Here is a 21,659-nt window from a genome sequence, read left to right as displayed (position 1 = left end):
GTGAAATGAATTAATTTTTTCAGTCCGAGTAACCGATAACAATAGGAGGCTGTACCCTTAATCTCCCTCTGTCATCATCAATGGGGAGAACTGGTTTACAGCTAGAGAGTGAGGGGTTAGGGTGGAAGTATACCGTTCATTTATCTTTCGTCTGATGCGAAATTATCTTATCGGTTCATTGGGAGCTGTTTTTGTGGTAGGTACAGTCGTTATGGTGTCTACCTTACAAATACCAAACATTCAATTTGTACGACTTATTATCATTGTGTTAATTTCACTATCGTTTATGCTTGTTGCTGAACTGATGACTCTATGGGCTCAACTTGGCCCCATCCGGCAGTTTTTTGCCGCCGAGCATCATGAGAAGGCAGAATTGACAAAGATATATGAAAGCATTCACCGATTTCCAGGGAAAACGATCTATCGCATTCTCGGTCCACATATGCTTGGATTTTCCTTGCCTGCTGCCGGATTGACGATATGGATGATTTCTACAGGGTGGCTGGAATTCCCATATGGATACGTCGCAGTTGCAGCTGCATGTGCCTTATTGATCGCTGTGATGCATGCCCTGATTGAATATTTTTTGACCGTTCGGACCGTTCGACCGTTGCTGCTGGAAGTTCGCCGCAGAGGCAAAGAACAGCATGGCATGGAGCCATCACTTGGAGGACGTGTTCTGGTGTCCATTCAGCGTAAATTTCAGCTGAGTACAGCGCTGATCGGTTTATTTCCATTATTTCTGTTCTTCCTGGCTACATCGATCCGTCTTCAGTATATGGATAGCGAGTTTGCGAAAGAGTATATTCTGTGGGCAGTTCTTATCGTTGTGTTAGGCGGGGGCTTCGCTCTTGTGGGAAGCTGGCTGCTGATTCGGGATGTTCGCGGACCGGTTGCGGAGCTGACTGAGGAGATGAACCGAATTCAAGAGGGAGACCTGGGCAGAAGAACGCCTGATTTGTACGCGGATGAATTTTCTGCGCTCATCTCTGGATTCAATATGATGATTAATCGGCTTGAGATGAGGCAGGAACGTAATCGGCAGTTGCTGCAAAGTTATTTTTCCACCCTGGCGGCCGCATTGGACGCACGGGACAAATATACGGCCGGTCATTCCATGCGAGTGGCGGAGTATTCCATTATGATTGGCAAGCTGAGTGGCATGAATGAAGAACAAGCCGATCTGTTATATAAATCAGCACTGCTGCATGATATTGGAAAAATCGGCATACCCGATGAGGTGTTGTTGAAAGATGGGAAACTCACCGATGAGGAATTCGCCATCATTCGCACACATCCCGTTCTTGGGGAGAGTATTTTGTTACAGATTGAACCGATTGATGCGATGGCAGACTTCCTGCCGGGTGTAAGGTCTCATCATGAAAGATATGATGGCAAAGGATATCCTGATGGCATAGCAGGCCAAGAGATTCCGCTGTTTGGACGTATCATTGCCGTGGCTGATGCCTTTGATGCCATGACGTCTGATCGTCCATATCGGAATGGGATGAGTCATGAGAAAGCGCTATCTATTTTGGAAGAAGGAAAAGGGACCCAGTGGGATCCCTATTTTGCAAGTTTGTTTATTGATGAGTGGAGACGGCAACAGCATCTCCAGAAAACGTCGGAGCGAGGGGTCAGCTGATCCCCTCTGTCCACTTCGATTCTTTTCTGCGACGACGGTGAAGCGAGAGCCCAGTGATAATCGTGAAAACGCATTCGCCGAGTACGACCGCACCCAGGGCGTCATAGATTACATGTTGTTTTATCATTAAGGTGGACAGTATAATCAGTGCTGCGCCGGCAGCAACTAACACCTTAACATGTTTGCAAATGCTCTGAACGGAGAGAACCGCACGCATAACCAGATAAGAATGAAGGGCATGAATACTTGGAAAACAATTATATGGACGGTCCTGGCCGTAGAGCCATCCAAGAAGAGATGCACCGAGACCTGTACCTGTTAACTCGGGACGTGGCACCATGGTCTGAAAATTAAAATAGATCAGGTAACAGATCCAGACACAGATGTTCATGGATAACAGGACGCGATAATAAGTGAGCCGATCTTTGGCACATAAATAAGCCAACACACCGAAGACAAACGGATACCAACCCAGATAGGGTATGGACATAGATGGTACATAAGGGATGATCCGGTCCAATGGGGAATTAAGAACAGAGAATCCGCGCTCCGGACTATTCAGAATATCATAGAACATCCCCATGACAGCCAAGGAAAGCATCAAGCTTAACGACAGCCAGTAGGATTTGCTTTTTAACACGTGCACAACACCGTTTCTCCTTTCATCCAGGTTCGCAAGGAACTGGATCACAGCAAATAAAATCGAACAACAATATATTCTACTACGTTCAGCGCACAAATTGAATCCTGATTTGTGTATTTTTGTGCATTTTTTTGACGACGAAGGAATGTCGAAGGTTGAATGGGCATGATATGATAGAGATGTATACGGACTATAGGTTTTCTGTCAATGAATACACGACAACAGGAGTGAGTGAATGCAATTTTCAAAAATGTTCGTATTAAATATGGGAATGCTCATAACCATCGCTTACCTTGCTAGTGTGTTCTATAAATACATCGTAATACGAGCTTCATCACGAGTAAAACAGATATGTTCGTTGTTTGTACTTATTTTTGCAGGCTGGATCAGCACGGTATTTGGATTTCAGCTTAATGATGAAGTTGTCTTTGATCTTCGTTTTGTTCCTTTAATTGTTGCCGTTTTGACGTATAGACAACCCTATAGCGTTATTATCGTGGGTGTTGGGATTGGGCTGACCCGGTTAACTTTCGGTATCAATGATGCTACGGTGGCTGCACTGATTAATATGTCGATTTTGGGCGTGGTGTGTGCAGGGTTGAATATATGGATGAGACGCAGTGACTATAGGTTAATTATTAAAGGTGTCATCGTCATATTGATTGTAAATGTGGTTAATAGTGTGAACATAGCTATCGTCGGCGTTATCCCGGCTACATATTTTTTCTCTCATATTATGCCGTATACCCTTCCTGTTGGTATTTTGCTTAGTCTTATTTTTGCATTTATTTTACGTGACTTCCAGAATGAACAAAATCGGATTTTGCTCATCCAGAGTACCAATCGTTTATTGTCTGTGCAAAAAGAAGAATTGCAGAAGGCTCAGATTGTGCTGGAGGATCGTGCCAAGCAGCTGATGATTGCTTCACAGTACAAATCGGAATTTCTGGCGAATATGTCGCATGAACTGCGAACACCCCTGAACAGTGTCATTAACTTTGCCCAGATGATCAGCGAGAACGGAGATACGATGGAACAGGAGGATATCGTACATTTTGCCACAATGATTGAGCATTCTGGTCAGGAGTTGCTAACGTTAATCAATGACATTCTCGATCTGTCCAAAGTGGAAGCGGGCAGACTGGATATCGTCTTGGAGGACATCAGTGTTGCACAACTTACGGAAGATGCCATGGCTCATTTCCAGCTGGTTGCCGAGAAAAAGGGAGTAGAGCTGAAGCTGGACAAGAAGCCAGGGCTGCCAGAGACCCTATGGTCTGATCCCCAACGAGTCCAACAGATTTTGCGTAATCTCATGTCCAATGCCATCAAGTTTACGCATCAGGGGAAGGTCACACTGACCGTGAGCACCAAACAAATGAAGAAGTCAGGCATTCTGAGCCAATGGATTGTTTTCTCGGTGCAAGATACGGGAATTGGCATTGCTGAAGACAAACATCAATCCATTTTTGAAGCATTTCAACAGGCTGACGGTTCTATTAGCCGCAAATTTGGAGGAACAGGACTCGGCCTGTCTATCAGTCGGGATTTGGCCAGATTGCTAGACGGATCGATTGAACTTGAAAGTGCTGAGGGCAAGGGAAGTACCTTCTATCTCTATCTCCCGTTGAACCGTGAAAAAATGAGTTGACAACCATCACGCTGTGAGTAGAATTTGGGGTGACAACTAGCATCGACCGGCACTTGAAACCCGGTCTAAGGAGTGTATCCCCATACAGAAGACGGTCAACGTTAACCCTCCTCCGTTTGCAGGCAAACCACGGCGCAAGGGTTCGACACAACGCACGAATTTATCCATTGCAACATGGGAGGGTGTACCGGCAATTATTTTGCAGACGTTGCTGGGAGGCCCATTTTTAACCGGATTTCTGCTGTACCTTGGGGCCGGGTCAAGACATATTGGCTTTGTGCTCGCCATTACGACGTTTGTCAATATCGCCCAGATTGGAGCGGCTTACTGGATGCAGCGCATTCGCAGCCGCAAACGCATGCTTGTATTGTTTGTGGGGATACATCGCATCCTGTGGAGTTCGACGGGACTGATACCGTTCCTGTTTCCCAAGGAGTGGTGGGTAGGCATTTATATTGGTGTGTATACGGTTGCATTCATAGCCAATACCATTGGTGGTATGATCTGGACCTCGTTGATTGGAGATATCGTTCCTGCCAAGGTGAGAGGGCGATATTTCGGGATTCGAAATACGATTCTGAACGCACTTGGAAGCGTATGCTTATTTGCGGGAGGCATCGTTTTGGACCGTTTTCCGGGGGAGATGGGTTTCTTAATCCTGTTCATACCTGTATGGATCTGTGCCATAGCCAATACGGTTATTTATTGCTTTTATCCGGATGTGCCGTTTGAACGTTCAACTGAAAAGGTTTTTTGGGGAATGTTCAAGAAGCCGTTTCAGGATCCTTCCTTTCTGAGAGCCGCACTGTTCCTCGCGGCCTGGTTACTGATCCAGACGTTGATCGTTCCGCTATTTTCCTACGTGATGCTTGACCTGCTTAACATTAATTATCAGACAGTATCCATAATTACCGTGGTGCAGACGCTTGTTATGATGGCCGGATTCTATATCTGGGGCAATCTGAACGCGAGATTCAGCAACAAAACCTTATTATTTTGGACATTACCGATCATCGCACTCTCCTGTCTGTCATGGGGATTGATGTCGTTTATGCCTGTTTTGATAGCGCTTTTTTTATCCCATATTTTTCTCGGTATTGGTGTGGGTGGATTCAACCAGCTTGCTTTCAACTTCACCATCGGAGATACACCAAAAAGCGAAAGACCGATGTTTGTCGCCGTGTATTCGGCTATGACCGGGGTGACCTCGTTTCTAGGGCCGCTGATCGGTGGCTGGTTGTATGAGAGAATGGAAACCTGGCCGGAAGCGATGAATTGGGTTTCCGCCTATGGCTTCCAAGTGGGTGTTGGTGCAGCGATGCTGGTTCTTACATTTACCCTTGGACGTCGTGTACTTCTGAAATAGAGATATGTGGAGGGATGTACTTGGAGAATCACGAACGGCAAGCCCTTGTGATTGGAGCTACTGGGCTTGTTGGTGGACTGCTAGTAAGGAGCTTGCTTCAGAATCCGGCTTATGGCCGGATTCGTGTATTGGTTAGACGACCGCTCGAATTGGAACATGCAAAGCTGGAGCAGCATGTCGTGGACTGGGAACAACTTGAAGAGCAAAAAGATCTATTTCGCGATGTTGATGACTTATACTGTTGCTTGGGTACAACGATTAAAAAAGCCGGCAGTCAGGAAAATTTCCGCCAAGTGGATTTTCACTACCCCGTAAAAGCCGCCAATCTTGCCAAAGAGCATGGTGTATCCCAGATGCTCGTCATTTCTTCCATGGGAGCCGATGCCGGGTCACGTGTATTTTATAGTCGGACCAAGGGAGAGATGGAAGAAGCATTATCGGCTATCGGTTTCCGTTCACTGCATATATTCCGTCCGTCGTTAATCCTTGGAGATCGCAAAGAAAAACGGTTGGGTGAGCAATTGGCAGCTCATGCCATGACGTTTCTGGATCGCTGGATGAAAGGCAGAGTGGATAAATACCGGGCAATCCAGGCTTCAACCATTGCTCGGGCCATGATGAACATTGCACTTGTTCAAACCAATGGAAATCACGTGTATTCCAATGACGTTATTCATGTCTTGGGATTGGATGAGTCCTGAGATATCCATGGTTTGCCCATACCGTAATGAAAGCTAAGGTTAGACGTTTCTTGCCTGGGCGGGATCGTGGTATAATAAGCTTCAAAATGAGTTCGAGGCTTGTCTCCTCGCGGCGGCAGGACAGCGAACATGAAGGAGAACTCATCATGAAAAAACCAATCTCTACCGATCAGGCGCCAGACGCCATTGGTCCATACAGTCAAGCTGTTGAAGCAGGCGATTTCATCTATACTTCCGGTCAGCTTGGCCTAAACCCGCAAACAGGAGAGTTCGGAGCCGATGTACAGGAGCAGACTCGTTTGTCCCTGAGCAATGTAAAGGCCATTCTTGAAGCAGCAGGCACGAGTATGGATAAAATCGTGAAAACGACTGTTTTCCTGAAAGACATGAATGATTTTGTTCCGGTGAATGAAGTGTATAGCACGTTCTTCGAACAGCCTTATCCAGCACGTAGCGCGGTTGAAGTCGCTCGTCTGCCGAAGGATGCACTTGTGGAGATCGAGGTCATTGCCCTCAAATAGGGGAGACTGATATTTGCCAAGCAAGGAAAGTTACATAAAAAGCCGATTTCTGGTCAGATGACCGAAATCGGCTTTTTGAATTTATATGAAAAGTGCCGAGTTAATCCCGATCCTGATTACGGGCGAAGAACAGCCATACCGCATAAATGGCTAGCACGATCGCAATGATTATTGCCGTATAATATACGGAGGTAACGTCTTTTTGTTTGAGTGCGATGGCAATGTATGCCCATGTAAAGACAAGTGGGTATACACTATCCCGGTAAGGAAAGCTCACCAGTACAGCCAGCACCAGGCCTACAATTAACATGATGATGGTCCAGGTAGGTTCACTGAGTCCAAAGCCATCCCAGCCGATTTTATATAATAAAACAGCTGCATTGATTATGGTTGCTACGCTAACCCATCCAAGATATATGCTGAACGGCAGCTTCACGAGCCAGATTTCGGCAGTTGTGGGAAGGGTGATTGCACGCGTTTTTACATATAACATGACCAGGGACAAGAGAAGCAGAACGATGACGACTAAGGCGAGACCGATTTTGAGATTTTGAAAAGCAAAGATCCACGCTACATTAAAGGCACAGCTTGCTAGAAACCAGTAACCGAGGCGGGTAATGGAGTCCCTTTTCCAAGAAGAGGGAACGAACTGATAGATGACAAAGCCAGCGAGCAGCAGATAGATCAGTCCCCATATGGAGAAAGCATAGCCTGAAGGGGTGAGCAATACAGGGTACATATCCGATACTTCCTTGTTGGTTCTGCCTCCAATAGGCAGCGCGTTGGAAAGGTAGTTTACTACGATAACAGCGATGAATCCAAGCGCGTTTAACCACTTGTACGGATTGTTACGTGACATTGTGTTTCCTCCTTGGTTTTACAAAAATGAATGAACCACGGGTCAGTCTACAATGAATATACCCAGTTCTTTCGCATTCTAATTAAGAAGCCGCAAAAAATTCACAGGATTGTTGTCTGGATACCCTGCGCTTTTCCATGCTCTTATTCGCTGTGCTACGTCTCAATGTACGCTGGTTGAAGCAGAAATATGTTCACTTTGAAGGAGGAAGAAGGTTGTTTACGAGAGAAACGATGGAGAAGCAACAAACGTGGTTTTATGTCGTTGCCCTATTCGTAGGAGCAGCGATTGGGCTGGGCATCCCTGAATGGGGCTCAGCGCTGCATTATACGGTTTCACCTGTGCTTGCGATTTTGCTATATAGCATGTTTGCACAGATTCCTTTTTTACAGCTCAAAGAATCCTTATCCAACCTGCGATTTATTGGAGCTTTGCTAGTGGCTAATTTTATCGTAGTGCCTGTGGTCGTGTGGTTGTTAACACTGGCGTTTCCACAACCTCCTGCCGTGCTCATTGGCGTTTATCTGGTACTGCTGACGCCCTGCATTGATTACGTCATTGTTTTTACACAGTTGGGTCGGGGCAATGAGAAACTGATGCTGGCTGCAACGCCAATTCTGTTTGTTATACAAATGGTTTTATTGCCAGTATATTTGTGGCTGTTCATAGGGAAGGAAGCGGCACAGGTCATGCAAGTGGGACCTTTCGTGGAGGCTTTTCTGTTCCTGATCGTTATTCCGTTGCTGTTGGCTATTTTTACGCAAGTTGTGACCAAAGGCAAGGCCGGAGGAGAACGGGTGATGAACGCAACCGCCTGGCTGCCTGTACCCATGATGGCTTTGGCCTTGATAGTGGTTGTCGCGTCGCAAATCGGGAAGGTCTACAATGATTTTGCTGTAATTGTGGATGTTCTGCCCATCTATATTATTTTTCTGATTGCTATGCCCCTCATCTCACGAATCATAGTGGCTCTATTCCGATTGGACACAGGCGCAGGCAGGGCCGTTATTTTCAGTGCAGGAACCCGAAATTCGCTTGTTGTTCTACCATTGGCACTTGCATTGCCACAAGAGTGGGCCACAATTGCTGCCGCAGTGATTGTAACCCAGACGATCGTTGAGCTGGCGGGAGAGTTAATCTATATTCGTATTGTTCCTTCCGTCATACTGCGGGATCACTGATTCCTTTAGAAAAGAAGATCAGGGTGTATCCATTAAGATGCATCCATATATGTAAAAAGGAAAGGGGCTGTTCCCAGAGTCATGAACATGACAGGATGCCCCTTTTATCGTTTAACGAATCGAGCACGTTCTATTAGACGAATTTCCACAGTTCCGGCGGCTCAATTAAGCATTTCCGTCAGATAACGTTTTACGGTATTCCCCTGGTGTGATGCCCTCCATTTTTTTGAACACTTTACTGAAATACTTCTCATCCTGATAGCCGACCATTTCCGAGATTTTTGTAATTCGTAGGGAAGGGTTCTGTAACAGCAGCTTGGCGTTATTGATCCGCAGTTTGCCCAAATACTCCGACCAGTTCAATCCAAACTGGTGTTTGAATTTGCGAGATATATACTCGCGACTCAGGTAGAACCGTGCAGCAATCTGCTGCAGAGACAGGTCCTCCTGATAATGAGCATCCATATAACGTGCAATCTCACTCATTGGGTCCGGTGTTGCATGATGATGTGCAGTGAGGGCCTTTCCGGCTGCGAGCAACCGCTGTTCCAGCAGGGAGCGGAGCAAGGGCAGCGATAATAGTCCGTCACGGTCCAAAGGCAACTCGGCGAATGGAATGGATTGTTCATCTATCGCTTCATCTTCATCCTTCGGTGGGGCGCCTGCGGCATCGTCGAGCCAACGGCCAATCATCCATTCCATTTCATCCATCCATTGCTGTATCTGCTCCGCTGTTATGACATCGAGCCGGGTGATGGGATCAATCCATTCTGCAACCGCATTGGACACGCTGGAAGCGCGCCCACTCATAGATGCCAGTCGTAAGGACTCCTCAAAGGTAGATAACCGCAGCCCTTTGTTTCCGTTGGAGGACTCCATTGCATCGTGAATGCACTGTTTCGTTTGCAAGGCATTGCGTCGCCACAACCGAATACTAGCTTCCTGATAGGCTCCCGAGGTTCCGGTAGGATAAAACTCACAGCTGGATATACCAAAATGAAGACGGCGTTGGATGGTCTGCTCCAAACCATCGTTCACTTTTTCGAGAATGGTTTGAAGTGTCGAGCACTGGCCCCAATACAGGAGAACGACTTCATCTGGCTGATCAAGCTGGCGGAATACGACACCTTCGGCAGGTGGGGATAACATCTCAGCACAGATATTCAACACAGAGAATACGAGCAAGTCAGGCTGACTACGATATTTTGCCAAGCATTCAGCATCGAGATGGGAAAGGCTGGTGACTGCCACACTGCAACTGTCGATCTGCATGGGCAGATTTAATTCGTCCCGCAGCCGTTGGAATTGGGTATTGTTGCTTCCACGTCCCACGACAAGCTCTGTGAGCAGCCTGTCATGATAATGCGGACGCATCTGATTGACCACCATGGATTGTCTTGTGGACTGCACACGAACAGCATCGTCTTCTTTCCAGGCGTCGACTGCTCTAAATAAGGATGAATTTAGTTCGTCTGCTTCGACTGGTTTGAGCAGGTAGTCCGTACCTCCATATCGAATCGCATGTCTGACCAGTTCAAAATCATCATATCCACTGATGACCAGTACCTTGCTGTGCGGGGCATGAACAGATATCCATTCAAGCAGAGCCATACCATCTTTGCCAGGCATTCGCATATCGCTGAGTACAATTTGCGGTTGATGAGCCGTAATGGCAGCGACCGCTTCGTGACCATCTGCCGCTTCATACAAGGTATCAATTCCTGCGGCTTCCCATTGACCAAGCAGCTTAATTGCATCGCGGACGTGTTTTTCATCATCGACAATCAAGGCTTTCATGTTGTTCACTCTCCCGCGTATATTTTGACTATGATCTGCACGCCATTCGGTTCCATATTGCCAATCGTAAGCGTGGCATTGTATCCCGGAGGGGAGTTCAGTTGGAGTCTGCGCATCACATTACGCAGTCCAATTGACTCGGTTTCGTCCGGTTCCTGTGAAGAATCGGAAGATATAGATGTCGGACGCAACCAACGCTGAATTTCGGACAACTTGTCTTCCGGAATGCACGGTCCGTTATTTTCTAGCTGAATCTGAATCCAATCGTCAGGCGTTCGCTGACTGGATATGCGTATCCTACCTTTGCCAGGCTGAACATCCGCTCCATGCTTGAAGTAATTCTCAATTAAAGGCTGCAAGGTCATCCTCGGCATTTCGGCGCGCAGGGTATCTTCGGCAAAATCCAGTTCAACCTCCAGGCGGTCACCGAACCGCTCTTTTTGTAATTCCAGATAGAGCCGTGCATGCTCGGCTTCTTCGTTCAAAGTGACCCGGGTCTGGTCACGCATGCTGTAGCGCAGCATTTTGGATAGGGAAGAGAGCAGCACATACACCCGTTGTCCTTGCTGTTGAAGCGCTAGTGTACCGATAGATTGCAACGTATTATACAGAAAATGGGGATGAATCTGGGCTTGCAGCGCTTTGAGCTGATTGGTTTTATTCGCAATTTCAAGGCGATATTCCCGCAAAATCAAGTTATTCACCGTATCCATCATATCCCGGAAATGACGGGCCAGTACACCGATCTCGTCCCGACTCGTTAAACGGATATCCACATGCAGGCGTCCTGCCTGAATCTGATTCATATAACGCATTAATTGCTTGAGCGGTCCGGTGATCCGGATCGAGATGAACAGGGTTGCCACAATGACTAATAACAGTGCAGCAATAGCGATCATGGCATTATTCCACGTTAAAGTGGTGGCACTCGCGTACAACGTTTCATTTGGAATCTGTTTTACAATGGTCCAGTCTGCAAATTGGCTTCCTAACTGTTGATACACATACATTGAATGATCTTGTTCAAAATGCCCTGAAGCGGTCTGTACTGTCCCTGCACCGGAACGTGCTGAATTCAGTTCAGTCGCTGCTTCCTGCCTTAATGCATCCGTTCCGCTGACTTCCGACTTTCCTTCGAAAATGATCTGGTTCTGATTGTCGATAACATAGATCTGTTCCTTTGCTGGATCATACAGTCTGCTGCAAATTTCGGCAATGGTATCCATATTCAAATCAATGGCGAGCGCACCCAATCGTTCTGTCGAAGGTACATCCTTGATTATACGGTGAAGGGTAATCACTGTTCTTGGAGGATCATCCGCTGACGCTGCCTTGAAGCCGTAGGAATGACTAAGGTGCGCCGATTCGACCCAGATATCCGGGCTTTTTTCGTCCGATTTTCCATGAAGCGAGTCGGAGTAGGCCTGTTTGCGTTCTTCCCGCTTCGGGAAAGGATTCGCAATTAATGTCGATTGATTGGCGGCAAAAGAGTGCAGATACAGCTGGAATACATCGGGTACAGCCGAACGTATCGTCTGCAAGGTGGTGTATACCTCTGCAACTGCACGATAGTCGCCGGGGATTTTCGCCAGATTTCGCAGGAAATTCGGATCATTGTACACAGCAAGCGAAGCCCTTGCTACGTTATCCACGTAATTGTTGAGATTGGTGGACGCCTGAAAGATCAGGCGTTTGTTCTCTGCGACGGCCTGCTCGCGCAGGGCCGTCTTGGTCTGGATAAACGTCATGCTGATGGATGCCAGCAGCGGGATCGTTGTGGCAATGAGCATAAAAGCGATTAGCTTGGTGCGAATGCTGTAGTATTTTGACATCGTGACACCCCTTCTGGTTGCAGGTTAAGAAAGGACAATATTTTACACCCAACTGTTCACCAGGGTCGGTGTTTCCCTGTGCGAGAATGGGGTTTAATAGAACAAGAGACCAATTTCATCCATCTATAGAAGGGGAGAACGATATGAAGCATCGCAAATCTTCACAGCTGTTACAGCAGCTTGTGTTCGTGGGTCCCTCCATCGTCTTTTTTATTCTCATTATCGTGGTCCCTTTCCTGCTTGGCATGGTATATTCCTTTACCGACTGGAACGGGGTGTCGGCGAACATTCATTGGGTAGGATTCGAGAATTTCAAGCAAATTTTTGCGAATGATCCCAAGTTTCTATCTGCGTTTTGGTTTACGGTGCGCTTCACCGTGGTTGGTGTAATTTTGACCAATGTTATCGGTTTTTTCCTGGCGTATTTCCTGACCAAGCCGCTCAAGACGAGAAACTTTCTGCGCACGATCTTTTTTATGCCTAACGTGATCGGTGGATTGTTGCTCGGCTTTATCTGGCAGTTCATATTTGTGAAAGGGTTTTCAGCAGTGGGCGACGTAACTGGATGGTCCTTCTTCAACCTCCCATGGTTGGGAGACGAGCCGACCGCCTTCTGGGGTATCGTCATTGTATTTGTTTGGCAGACCGCAGGATATCTGATGGTTATCTACATCTCGTCCTTGACCAACGTATCACCCGATCTGCTGGAAGCTGCCGAAATTGATGGTGCCAGCCGCTGGCAGGTACTGCGCAGCATTATTTTCCCGCTCATTATGCCGGGAGTCACAATCTGTCTGTTCCTTGCCATCTCCTGGTCATTCAAAATGTTCGATCTTAATCTGTCGCTGACCAAAGGCGGACCGTTTGGATCAACAGAATCGGTAGCACTGAATATTTACAATGAGGCTTTTGTGAATAATCGGTACGGCATCGGTACTGCCAAAGCACTTGTGTTCTTCGTAATCGTTGCCATTATCACCATGATTCAGGTGCGTGTGACGAAGAGCAAGGAGGTGGAGGCATAGATGGAAACGTCAAAAAATTATCGTTTCAGTACCATTGTAACCGAGATCGTTATGGTGCTCATTGGATTATTGTTCCTGGTTCCGTTTTACTTCCTGTTTGTCAATTCGGTCAAAACATTCGGTGACCTGCTTACCAATTCGGCCGCATGGCCAGAGGTGTTCCAATGGGGCAACTATGCGAACGCCTGGGAGAAAATTAAGTTCCCGTCAGCGCTGATGAACTCGCTCATCGTCACCGTAGTCAGCAATCTGCTGCTCGTGTTGATCAGCTCCATGGCCGCCTACCGAATGGTACGCAGCGATACGCGCTTCAACCGGATTTTGTTCGGCATGTTCATTGCCGCCATGGTGATTCCGTTTCAGTCTATCATGATTCCACTCGTTACCGTAACCAGTAATCTTGGACTGATCGACAGTCTCTTTGGACTCATCATCTGTTATCTTGGTTTTGGCGCACCGATGTCCATCTTCCTGTTCCACGGATTCGTCAAATCGGTTCCGCTCGAAATTGAAGAGGCAGCTCGGGTGGATGGAAGCTCCGCTTACGGAGTGTTCTTCCGGATTGTATTCCCGCTCATGAAGCCGATGTATGTTACCGTCATCATCCTGAATACACTCTGGATCTGGAATGACTATCTGCTGCCATCCCTGATTCTGCAAAGCTCCAATTTGCGTACAATTCCGATTGCGACCTTTGCGCTCTTCGGACAATATACGAAGCAATGGGATCTTGCCCTGCCTGCACTGGTGCTTGGCATCATGCCAATTATCATCTTCTTCCTGCTGATGCAGAAATACATCATTCAGGGGATTACCGCTGGATCCGTTAAAGGGTAAGTGCGAGGGCGGACCGCTCCGGGATCATGTGCGCTTTCGGTCGCTGCTGCTCCTTGGTGGCCTGAATAAAAAATGCAACGAAGCTGTTATACTGAAACTACTATAGGGAGAGTGTATGTATGAAAAGAATGACCAAGTTGACGTTGCTTATGCTGATTGCTTTTTCTGTAATGCTTGCGGGTTGTGGCAACGGAGATAAGAGTGGAAGTCCTGTCAACACAGACAACCAAGGTGGCGGAGAGGCTGCTGCAGGAGACAAAACCATTAAAATCTTTCAATTCAAAGTCGAAATTGCGGAAGCGCTTAACCGTCTCAAAGCGGAATATGAGTCTACCCATCCAGGCATCAAGTTGGACATTCAGACCGTTGGTGGCGGTAGTGACTACGGCGCTGCATTGAAAGCCAAGTTCGCTGCTGGCGAACAACCGGACATTTTCAACGTTGGTGGTTATCGTGAACTGGACACATGGCTCGAATACCTGGAAGATCTGTCAGGTGAAGCATGGGTAAAAGATGTGCTTGATGTTGCCAAAGAACCGATGACCAAAGACGGCAAATTGTATGGACAGCCGCTGGCACTGGAAGGCTATGGTTTCATTTATAACAAAGATCTCTTCCAAAAAGCAGGTATCACTGAAATTCCAACGACACTGGAACAGTTGGATCAGGCTGCACAGAAACTTCAAGCCGCAGGCATTACCCCGTTCTCCAATGGATATCAGGAATGGTGGGTACTCGGCAATCATAACGTAAACGTGGCATTTGCGAATCAGGCTGATCCGGTGAAATTTATTCAAGGCCTTAACGAAGGTACGGAGAAAATCCCTGGCAATCAGGTGTTCACGGACTGGATGAACTTGCTCGACTTGACGCTGAAATACAGCAACAAAAATCCGCTCACAACCGACTACAACACACAGGTAACCCTGTTTGCAAGTGGGGAAGCAGCGATGATGCAGCAAGGGAACTGGACGCAAGTACAAATTGATGGCATCGATCCTAATCTGAATCTCGGCATTCTGCCGATGCCAATTACGAATGAACCGAACGACAAATTGTTTGTTGGCGTACCGAACTACTGGGTTGTGAACAAGAATTCGCAAGTGAAACCGGAAGCGAAAGAGTTTCTGGAATGGCTCGTGACATCCGATACCGGAAAACAGTATATGACCAAAGAATTCAAGTTTATCCCGGCGTTTAGTTCCATTCAGGCATCCGAAGAGGATCTGGGTGACCTCGCAACTGATATCATAAAGTACAGCCAAGAAAACAAAACATTAAGCTGGAACTTCAACCGTTTCCCTGAGGGTGTCCCACAGGAATTCGGCAGCACGATTCAGGCATATGTAGCAGGCAAATCGGACAAAAAAGCCCTGCTTGACGCATTGCAGCAAAACTGGGATAGTCTGAAAAAATAATCACTGGGATTAGCTATCCGTATAAGTAAAATAGTGCTGTCTCATCCTTGAATGGTTATCCACATACTAGTATCCACAGGCTAATAGAGCTATTCGCACATGATTTGGATGAGTAGTCAACTCAAATAGGTCAATCAGAATTGTATTCTGGTTGGCCTATTTTTTAGTTTTGGGACTCCATTATCGCAGATTGAAAGAATAACATGAGATACTACTCCTGGAATGTGGATAACCCCATCATATTTAGAGGCCCAATGATATATTTAACACAGAGTTAATACTATATGTGGATATCCTGTGTGTACAATGTTCTAAATGTGGACAAGTACGAGAAAATTGGGGCAAAGATCATCTTTTGTTAACAACATAACTTGTGTTTGTTTAATTAGTACTGTATAGTTCTATTTATGACAAATCAAAAATCGATCTCGGATTCTGTGAAATCCAAAAGTTCCAATCCGGTCAATCGGACCAAGGCAGTCGAAGTGGCTGCTCAGTTATTTTTGCGTCAGGGATACAGCTATGTCAGCATGGATGAGGTCGTGCGGGCAAGCGGGGTATCCAAATCCAATATCTATTACCATTTCAAAAACAAGGAGGAATTGCTCCAAGCCGTGGTGCAGTACTGGATTGCCCAGTATGAATCGGAGCTCTACTTGCTGCTCAGTCAGCGTGAACGAGAGGTCACAGAACGGATATATTCGTTCATGGCGTTACTGTCTGCAGGTATGGAAGGGCGCGATTATAAAGGAAGTTGTCCGTTTATTACATTGTATATGCAGACACCAGCCAGCGCACCCGAAGTGAAAGAAAGCATAGCCCGTTTCTTTCGTGAGCTGCAGCCGATGATGGAAAAGCTGTTGCAGCAAGGGGTGGATCGTGGCGAATTTCGTAAAGGGATTGAGCCGGGACCCGCGGCTGCATTATTTATCGCTGCATTCGAGGGTTCACTTGTACTCGCTGAGACTGCACGTGATATAGGGATTATTGAACAATCGGTACGTACCTTTTGTCAGATGCTTCGGTAAACGAAGCTCTTTTTTTGATCAAAATTAGTACTAAATAGTACTAAAAAGGGAGAGAGATTAGAAATGAGTATACATAATTCATCATCATTAAACGCAGAACGTGAGACTGACCCCAATCCAGCTAAGAACAACATGGCGAATGAATCAAGCACTATTTTGATGACGGGCAGTACCGGATTTATAGGCAAAGAGGCAGTAAAACAACTTGGGAACAGTGAAGCGCAGTTATTACTGCTTGTACGTTCTGAATCCAAAGCGAGGATGGTTCTGAATGCATACGGAGTAACGGATTTCAGCCGAATAACCTGTATTCAGGGGGATCTGTCAGCTCCTGGCCTCGGTCTAACCAAAGCTGATCGTGAACGTGCTCTTCAGGCCAATATCATAATTCATGCAGGTGGGACGATGGATGTCACATTACAACCGAAGGTGGCAGAACAGATTTTTATGAATGGAGCAAGAGGGATTGCTGAACTCGCTGAAGAAATCCAGCGCACACATGGATTGAGGCATTTTATCCACGTGGTTGGTTTTATGAGTCCGTATGGGAGGAAGGATTCTCCGCCTATATCATCACCCAATGAAGATGTTGGGGATAAGTCAAGCGGGCAGATGTCATTGATTAGCAAAACTTTCCATTCGGAAAGTGCTTATGAACATATGAAATTCGAAGCGGACCGTTATATTCGACAACATGCTGAGCAGCATTCATATGTCTTATCTGTTGTAAACCCGAGTACAATCGTGGGTCCATATCCTACAGGGGCAACCGAACAAACGGGCGGAATTGGCATGATGATACAGGCGATGAGAAGGCGTAGAATGCCGGTGATTCCTGGTGGTCTACAGCACTGGCTACCCCTTGTATCCAATGATATGGTTGCACAAACCCTTGTTTTTCTGACTCAGGACAGCAATCCGTCTGGCGGCACTTATCCCTTGTTGTCCAGAAAAGCGGACAGTCCGGATATGAAGGAACTGATTCGTTTACTGGCGGCTGAGTTGGATGTATCTGCACCTCGATGGTCAGTGCCCCTGCCCATGATTCATGCAGTGATGAAGGCTGGTGGCACAAAGATCAGCGGGATACCGCCTGAATCAATCGCGTTTATTACCAAACAGGAGTTTGAAGTTCGGCAAACGGAGCGGTTGTTTCAGCGAATGGGGCAAAAGTTGCCTGAAGTTAGAGAGCTAGTGCCGTACGTAACAGCCGATTTGGATTATCGTTTCAGCTATCCTTCACAGGAAGATCTGCCTAAGAGCTGGACTCGGACACGTAAGGGAAGTCTTGCGGTGCTGGTCCATGAGGGTCAAGGGGAGCCCTGGGTGATAGTTCATGGTTTGATGAGTAGTGCTGACGATATGATCCCGCTGGGAGATGCGTTATGGAGTATGACGGGAAACCCGATATGGCTTGTGGATCTAGCCGGATTTGGGCGTTCTCCGATTAATCGGAACAAGGTAAGAGGGACGGCCTTCAAAGGGCAGGTCGAAGCGGTGCAAAGTGTGCTGGTTGAGATACAAGGTCCGGTCAAACTGGTAGGACATTCTGTTGGGGCAGCAATAGCCGCAACGGTGATGCAGGAGAGTGGGCGTGAAAATATCGAGCTTGCCATGCTGCAACCCGTATGGGGAGCTTCAAAGGACGGAATGCAACGCTTGATATCGAGGCTCCCGAGAAGAATACTGCAAGGACTGTTATCTCGGATGACTCCACAGCAAGTGGCTGGACAGTTAAAAAGAGCAGAAGCCTCGGAGATCGATCAAACCCTGCTGGAGGGCTATGCGAGGAGAGCTTCTTCTGGTTTGAAGTCTCCCCGCATTGCAGGAGCGAATGCTGATTTGCTCCACTGGATACAGTCTCATTCAAATGATAAAGTGTCACAGACAAGTGCAGATGCGCAGCGCACGCTCATGGTTTGGGGGACAAGGGATAAGGGATACTCGCGCCCCGAAAATATCCATTCATCCATTCAACGTGCTGAACTTCCCTATGGGCACCAATTCCCACTGTTTCATGCAGAAGAAACAGCTTCGCTGCTTGTGGAATGGCAAATGAAGAGAAGGTAAGTGAAAAAAACGAAGTATGCGTTCCATAGAATATACAATATTCAGTGTACTCGATAATAAAATGTTAAATTATATTACACATACAGTTAGATAAACGGGGTGAAAGCGTTATTTTCACTCCCATTTATACTTGTCGCACAATAAAACGATGCTCATTTTGGCAAGGCAGTACATTGTGACCCTCTTCTGAACTGCGATAGACTTGATCTCAAGATCAACAGCTAAGAGGAGGATGTGTACGATGCCACTTCAAAAAACGTTATTGGCACTGGACGCGCTGGACAGCGCTTATGTAAATGGTGAAAGTGTAAAGCAACTATTTGTTCAATATCCACAGGTTTCCGTTGAAGTGCTGACCGTACAAGGGGAAAAGGGAAGTACGGATTTTGTTAAAATCATCATCCCTGGTACAAACGGCAAGTTGTCAGGAGGGCAGGCCCCGACCATGGGGATTGTCGGACGACTGGGTGGAATCGGCGCCCGTCCAACACGCATTGGACTCGTTTCGGATGCCGATGGTGCCGTGGCTGCTGTCGCAGCAGGACTGAAACTCGCCGATATGCAGACCAAGGGTGATTCGCTCAAAGGTGATGTCATTGTGACTACGCATATCTGTCCAGATGCCCCGACTCTTCCGCATGAACCGGTTGATTTTATGGACTCTCCGGTCGACATTTTACAGATGAACGAACATGAGGTTCTGCCTGAGATGGAAGCTATTTTGTCCATCGATACAACCAAAGGAAACCGGGTGATTAACCATAAAGGCATCGCCATTTCGCCAACGGTGAAAGAGGGATATATTTTACGGGTGAGCGATGATTTGCTCCGAATTATGGAGATGACCACAGGGCAGCTGCCTGTGACCTTCCCGATTACAACGCAGGATATTACGCCATACGGCAATGACTTATACCATATCAATTCCATTTTACAGCCAGCTGTGGCTACACATGCACCTGTTGTAGGCGTAGCAGTAACTGCTCAATCCGCAGTTCCGGGATGCGGCACAGGAGCGAGCCATGAGGTTGATATTGCAAGCGCAGTTCGTTTGGTCGTGGAGACAGCCAAGGAATTCACGAATGGCACCTGTTCTTTCTACAATGTGGAGGAATATAACCTGATTACTCGTCTGTATGGATCAATGAAAGTGCTTCAAACCCCAGGGATCCAGGCAGCTCCGTCTGCATAGTTTAGTCGAGAAGGTCACGGTTGAAGCGGCAGGTGGAAACACTGCTGTGGACATACGTGGCTTCTACAGCCGATCTGATATGTAGGAGGCAATAAGATGACCAAGCAGCTTGGCATGATTACGATTGGACAAGCTCCGCGAACTGATGTTGCGCCTGTCATAGAGAAGTATCTAGAGGGACGAGCGGAACTCCTTCAGGTCGGGGTGTTGGACGGACTGTCGGCAACTCAGATCGTTGCGCTGGCCCCGGAACCTGGTGAATATGTGTTGACTTCCCGTATGCAGGATGGCAGTGCCGCTATCGTATCCCGTGAAAAAATCAGACCGCTGCTGAATCAAAAGATTCGTGAATTCGAAGCCATGGGTGTCCCCAATATTCTGCTGCTGTGCACAGGTTCCTTTCCGGGTCTACGTTCAGCCAAGGTGCACCTTATTGAGCCTGATCGTATTATTCCTCCAGCCGTACAGGCGATGGCCGATGGCCGCCGTCTGGGGCTTATCGGACCATTGCCAGAGCAAGCGGGACAGCTTGATTTGAAGTTTTCCTCCCTGGTCCAGCCTGCGTTTGCCGCTGCTTCTCCTTATACATCCGGCGAGTCTGAGTTCCGGCAGGCGACGGAATCATTAAAGGGGCGTGTTGAACTCATTTTACTGGATTGCATGGGGTATGATGAGCGCCACCGTCAATGGGTTGCCAATGCCAGCGCAGGAATCCCGGTCATTTTGTCGAATGCTCTAATGGGTAAACTAGTAGCGGAAATGGTCTGACACAGGAGGAGACGAACAAATGAATCAGCAACGAATTGACGTCAGTAAAAATGTTTTGGTGGAATGCCTTGGACTTCGCAGTGGTGAGACACTGGCTGTCGTAGCGGATGATGCCAAGAGAGAACTGGCCGAATCGATATATGAGGCAGGCAAGGCATTGGGAGCAGATGCGGTGCTTATGGTGATGAAGGAACGGAGCAAATCCGGTGAAGAGCCGCCTGCACCGATTGCCGAAGCGATGAAGCGTGCAGATGTCGCGGTATGCGTAACCCGTTATTCACTAACCCATACGCAGGCTCGTAAACAGGCGGCAGCTGCTGGAACCCGGGTAGCCACGATGCCGGGCATGACGGATGATATGTTCATGAATGGTGCGATTACCGCAGAATATCCCAAAGTGAAGGCTTTGACAGATAAGGTTACAGCCATGCTGAGTGCAGGGAGAAATGTCCGTATCGAGAAAGATGGACACCAGCTGTCGTTCTCAATTCAGGGACGTAACGGCGTGCCGAGCACAGGTATGTACCTCAATCCAGGTGAGTCCGGCAATTTGCCTTCCGGTGAAGCTTACATCGCCCCCGTTGAAGGTATTGGAGAAGGTGAAATCCTGGTGGATGGCTCAATTGCAGGAATAGGTGCGATCGGTGAACCTGTTCTATTGACGGTTAGAGAGGGCCGCCTTGTTACGGCAACTGGCGCTGAAGGAGACAAGCTGTTATCGATGCTGGGCGAAGGTGATGGTCGAATTCTTGGCGAGTTCGGCATTGGCACCAATGACAAGGCTCGAATTACAGGTGTTGTCCTGGAGGACGAGAAAGTCTACGGTACCATTCATGTTGCTTTTGGAAGTAATAATACCTTTGGTGGCACAGTTGCAGCAGGTGTTCATATTGATGCCGTTGTGCAGAAGCCGGATGTGTACATTGATGATGTGTTAATTATGCGTCAGGGAGATTTGCTCGATCAATAATGAGCAGAAGATTCAAGAGATAACCTTGTGGATCAAAAAAAAAAGTGAATGAGAGCGTATGCACAACATATCCACAGTGGGGACCAATACGTAAATTACGCGGTAGTTTTAGGGACAAATACACAACATATTCACAATATATAAAGAGATATCCA

General features: G+C 47.3%; 18 protein-coding genes. 14 read left to right on the top strand and 4 right to left on the bottom strand.

What is annotated here, in order from left to right:
- Window positions 1-121 precede the first annotated feature (121 nt).
- Complete coding sequence (locus tag G3352_RS19565; protein WP_163759002.1) at window positions 122-1,645, top strand: HD domain-containing phosphohydrolase; 1,524 nt, start codon at window positions 122-124, stop codon at window positions 1,643-1,645.
- Here G3352_RS19565 and G3352_RS19560 read toward each other — a convergent pair.
- Window positions 1,638-2,291: a phosphatase PAP2 family protein gene (locus tag G3352_RS19560; RefSeq protein WP_163759000.1), complete on the bottom strand. Its 654-nt coding sequence runs from the start codon at window positions 2,289-2,291 to the stop codon at window positions 1,638-1,640. The genes G3352_RS19565 and G3352_RS19560 overlap by 8 nt on opposite strands.
- A gap of 232 nt (window positions 2,292-2,523) precedes the next feature.
- Here G3352_RS19560 and G3352_RS19555 point away from each other — a divergent pair, with 232 nt between their 5' ends.
- The 4 genes from G3352_RS19555 to G3352_RS19540 all read left to right on the top strand — a co-directional run bounded on the left by G3352_RS19555 (window position 2,524) and on the right by G3352_RS19540 (window position 6,527).
- Window positions 2,524-3,939 carry a sensor histidine kinase gene (locus tag G3352_RS19555; RefSeq protein WP_076290586.1) on the top strand — a complete coding sequence of 472 codons (1,416 nt, stop codon included), beginning with the start codon at window positions 2,524-2,526 and terminating at the stop codon, window positions 3,937-3,939.
- A 208-nt stretch (window positions 3,940-4,147) separates the two neighbouring features.
- Entirely contained in the window at window positions 4,148-5,305 is a 1,158-nt protein-coding gene (locus tag G3352_RS19550) for an MFS transporter (protein ID WP_205524955.1), read from the top strand.
- 20 nt (window positions 5,306-5,325) lie between these two features.
- Entirely contained in the window at window positions 5,326-6,006 is a 681-nt protein-coding gene (locus tag G3352_RS19545) for an oxidoreductase (protein ID WP_240343148.1), read from the top strand.
- A gap of 146 nt (window positions 6,007-6,152) precedes the next feature.
- Window positions 6,153-6,527, top strand: coding sequence for a RidA family protein (locus tag G3352_RS19540; RefSeq protein ID WP_163758995.1), 375 nt, complete (start codon window positions 6,153-6,155; stop codon window positions 6,525-6,527).
- 100 nt (window positions 6,528-6,627) lie between these two features.
- Here the strand turns inward: G3352_RS19540 and G3352_RS19535 are convergent, their stop codons facing one another.
- A complete protein-coding gene (locus G3352_RS19535) occupies window positions 6,628-7,386 on the bottom strand; it encodes a tryptophan-rich sensory protein (RefSeq protein WP_163758993.1) in 759 nt (252 codons plus the stop codon).
- 233 nt (window positions 7,387-7,619) lie between these two features.
- Here G3352_RS19535 and G3352_RS19530 point away from each other — a divergent pair, with 233 nt between their 5' ends.
- Window positions 7,620-8,567 carry an arsenic resistance protein gene (locus G3352_RS19530; RefSeq protein WP_205524954.1) on the top strand — a complete coding sequence of 316 codons (948 nt, stop codon included), beginning with the start codon at window positions 7,620-7,622 and terminating at the stop codon, window positions 8,565-8,567.
- A 165-nt stretch (window positions 8,568-8,732) separates the two neighbouring features.
- Here the strand turns inward: G3352_RS19530 and G3352_RS19525 are convergent, their stop codons facing one another.
- A complete protein-coding gene (locus G3352_RS19525) occupies window positions 8,733-10,364 on the bottom strand; it encodes a response regulator (RefSeq protein WP_163758989.1) in 1,632 nt (543 codons plus the stop codon).
- Between the two features lie 5 nt (window positions 10,365-10,369).
- Entirely contained in the window at window positions 10,370-12,196 is a 1,827-nt protein-coding gene (locus tag G3352_RS19520; protein WP_163758987.1) for a cache domain-containing sensor histidine kinase, read from the bottom strand.
- A gap of 143 nt (window positions 12,197-12,339) precedes the next feature.
- Between G3352_RS19520 and G3352_RS19515 the strand changes: the two genes are divergently transcribed.
- The 8 genes from G3352_RS19515 to G3352_RS19480 all read left to right on the top strand — a co-directional run bounded on the left by G3352_RS19515 (window position 12,340) and on the right by G3352_RS19480 (window position 21,504).
- Window positions 12,340-13,221: a carbohydrate ABC transporter permease gene (locus G3352_RS19515; protein ID WP_163758985.1), complete on the top strand. Its 882-nt coding sequence runs from the start codon at window positions 12,340-12,342 to the stop codon at window positions 13,219-13,221.
- Window positions 13,222-14,058 carry a carbohydrate ABC transporter permease gene (locus G3352_RS19510; RefSeq protein ID WP_053779743.1) on the top strand — a complete coding sequence of 279 codons (837 nt, stop codon included), beginning with the start codon at window positions 13,222-13,224 and terminating at the stop codon, window positions 14,056-14,058.
- Window positions 14,059-14,177: 119 nt separating this feature from the next.
- The gene (locus G3352_RS19505) at window positions 14,178-15,476 is read left to right on the top strand and encodes an ABC transporter substrate-binding protein (protein ID WP_163758983.1); all 1,299 of its coding nucleotides are present in this window, start codon (window positions 14,178-14,180) and stop codon (window positions 15,474-15,476) included.
- 407 nt (window positions 15,477-15,883) lie between these two features.
- Window positions 15,884-16,504 carry a TetR/AcrR family transcriptional regulator gene (locus G3352_RS19500; protein WP_163758981.1) on the top strand — a complete coding sequence of 207 codons (621 nt, stop codon included), beginning with the start codon at window positions 15,884-15,886 and terminating at the stop codon, window positions 16,502-16,504.
- Between the two features lie 63 nt (window positions 16,505-16,567).
- Window positions 16,568-18,574: an alpha/beta fold hydrolase gene (locus tag G3352_RS19495; RefSeq protein ID WP_163758980.1), complete on the top strand. Its 2,007-nt coding sequence runs from the start codon at window positions 16,568-16,570 to the stop codon at window positions 18,572-18,574.
- 241 nt (window positions 18,575-18,815) lie between these two features.
- Window positions 18,816-19,766, top strand: a complete 951-nt coding sequence (locus tag G3352_RS19490) for a DUF1177 domain-containing protein (RefSeq protein WP_072734897.1) — start codon at window positions 18,816-18,818, stop codon at window positions 19,764-19,766.
- A 96-nt stretch (window positions 19,767-19,862) separates the two neighbouring features.
- The gene (locus tag G3352_RS19485; protein WP_163758978.1) at window positions 19,863-20,534 is read left to right on the top strand and encodes an AroM family protein; all 672 of its coding nucleotides are present in this window, start codon (window positions 19,863-19,865) and stop codon (window positions 20,532-20,534) included.
- Between the two features lie 19 nt (window positions 20,535-20,553).
- Window positions 20,554-21,504 carry an aminopeptidase gene (locus tag G3352_RS19480; RefSeq protein WP_163758976.1) on the top strand — a complete coding sequence of 317 codons (951 nt, stop codon included), beginning with the start codon at window positions 20,554-20,556 and terminating at the stop codon, window positions 21,502-21,504.
- Window positions 21,505-21,659: the final 155 nt, after the last annotated feature.

The sequence above is a fragment of the Paenibacillus sp. ALJ109b genome, from assembly GCF_010747435.1.
GTDB classification, from domain to species: domain Bacteria; phylum Bacillota; class Bacilli; order Paenibacillales; family Paenibacillaceae; genus Paenibacillus; species Paenibacillus taichungensis.
This window is presented reverse-complemented; position numbering and strand designations above follow the sequence as displayed.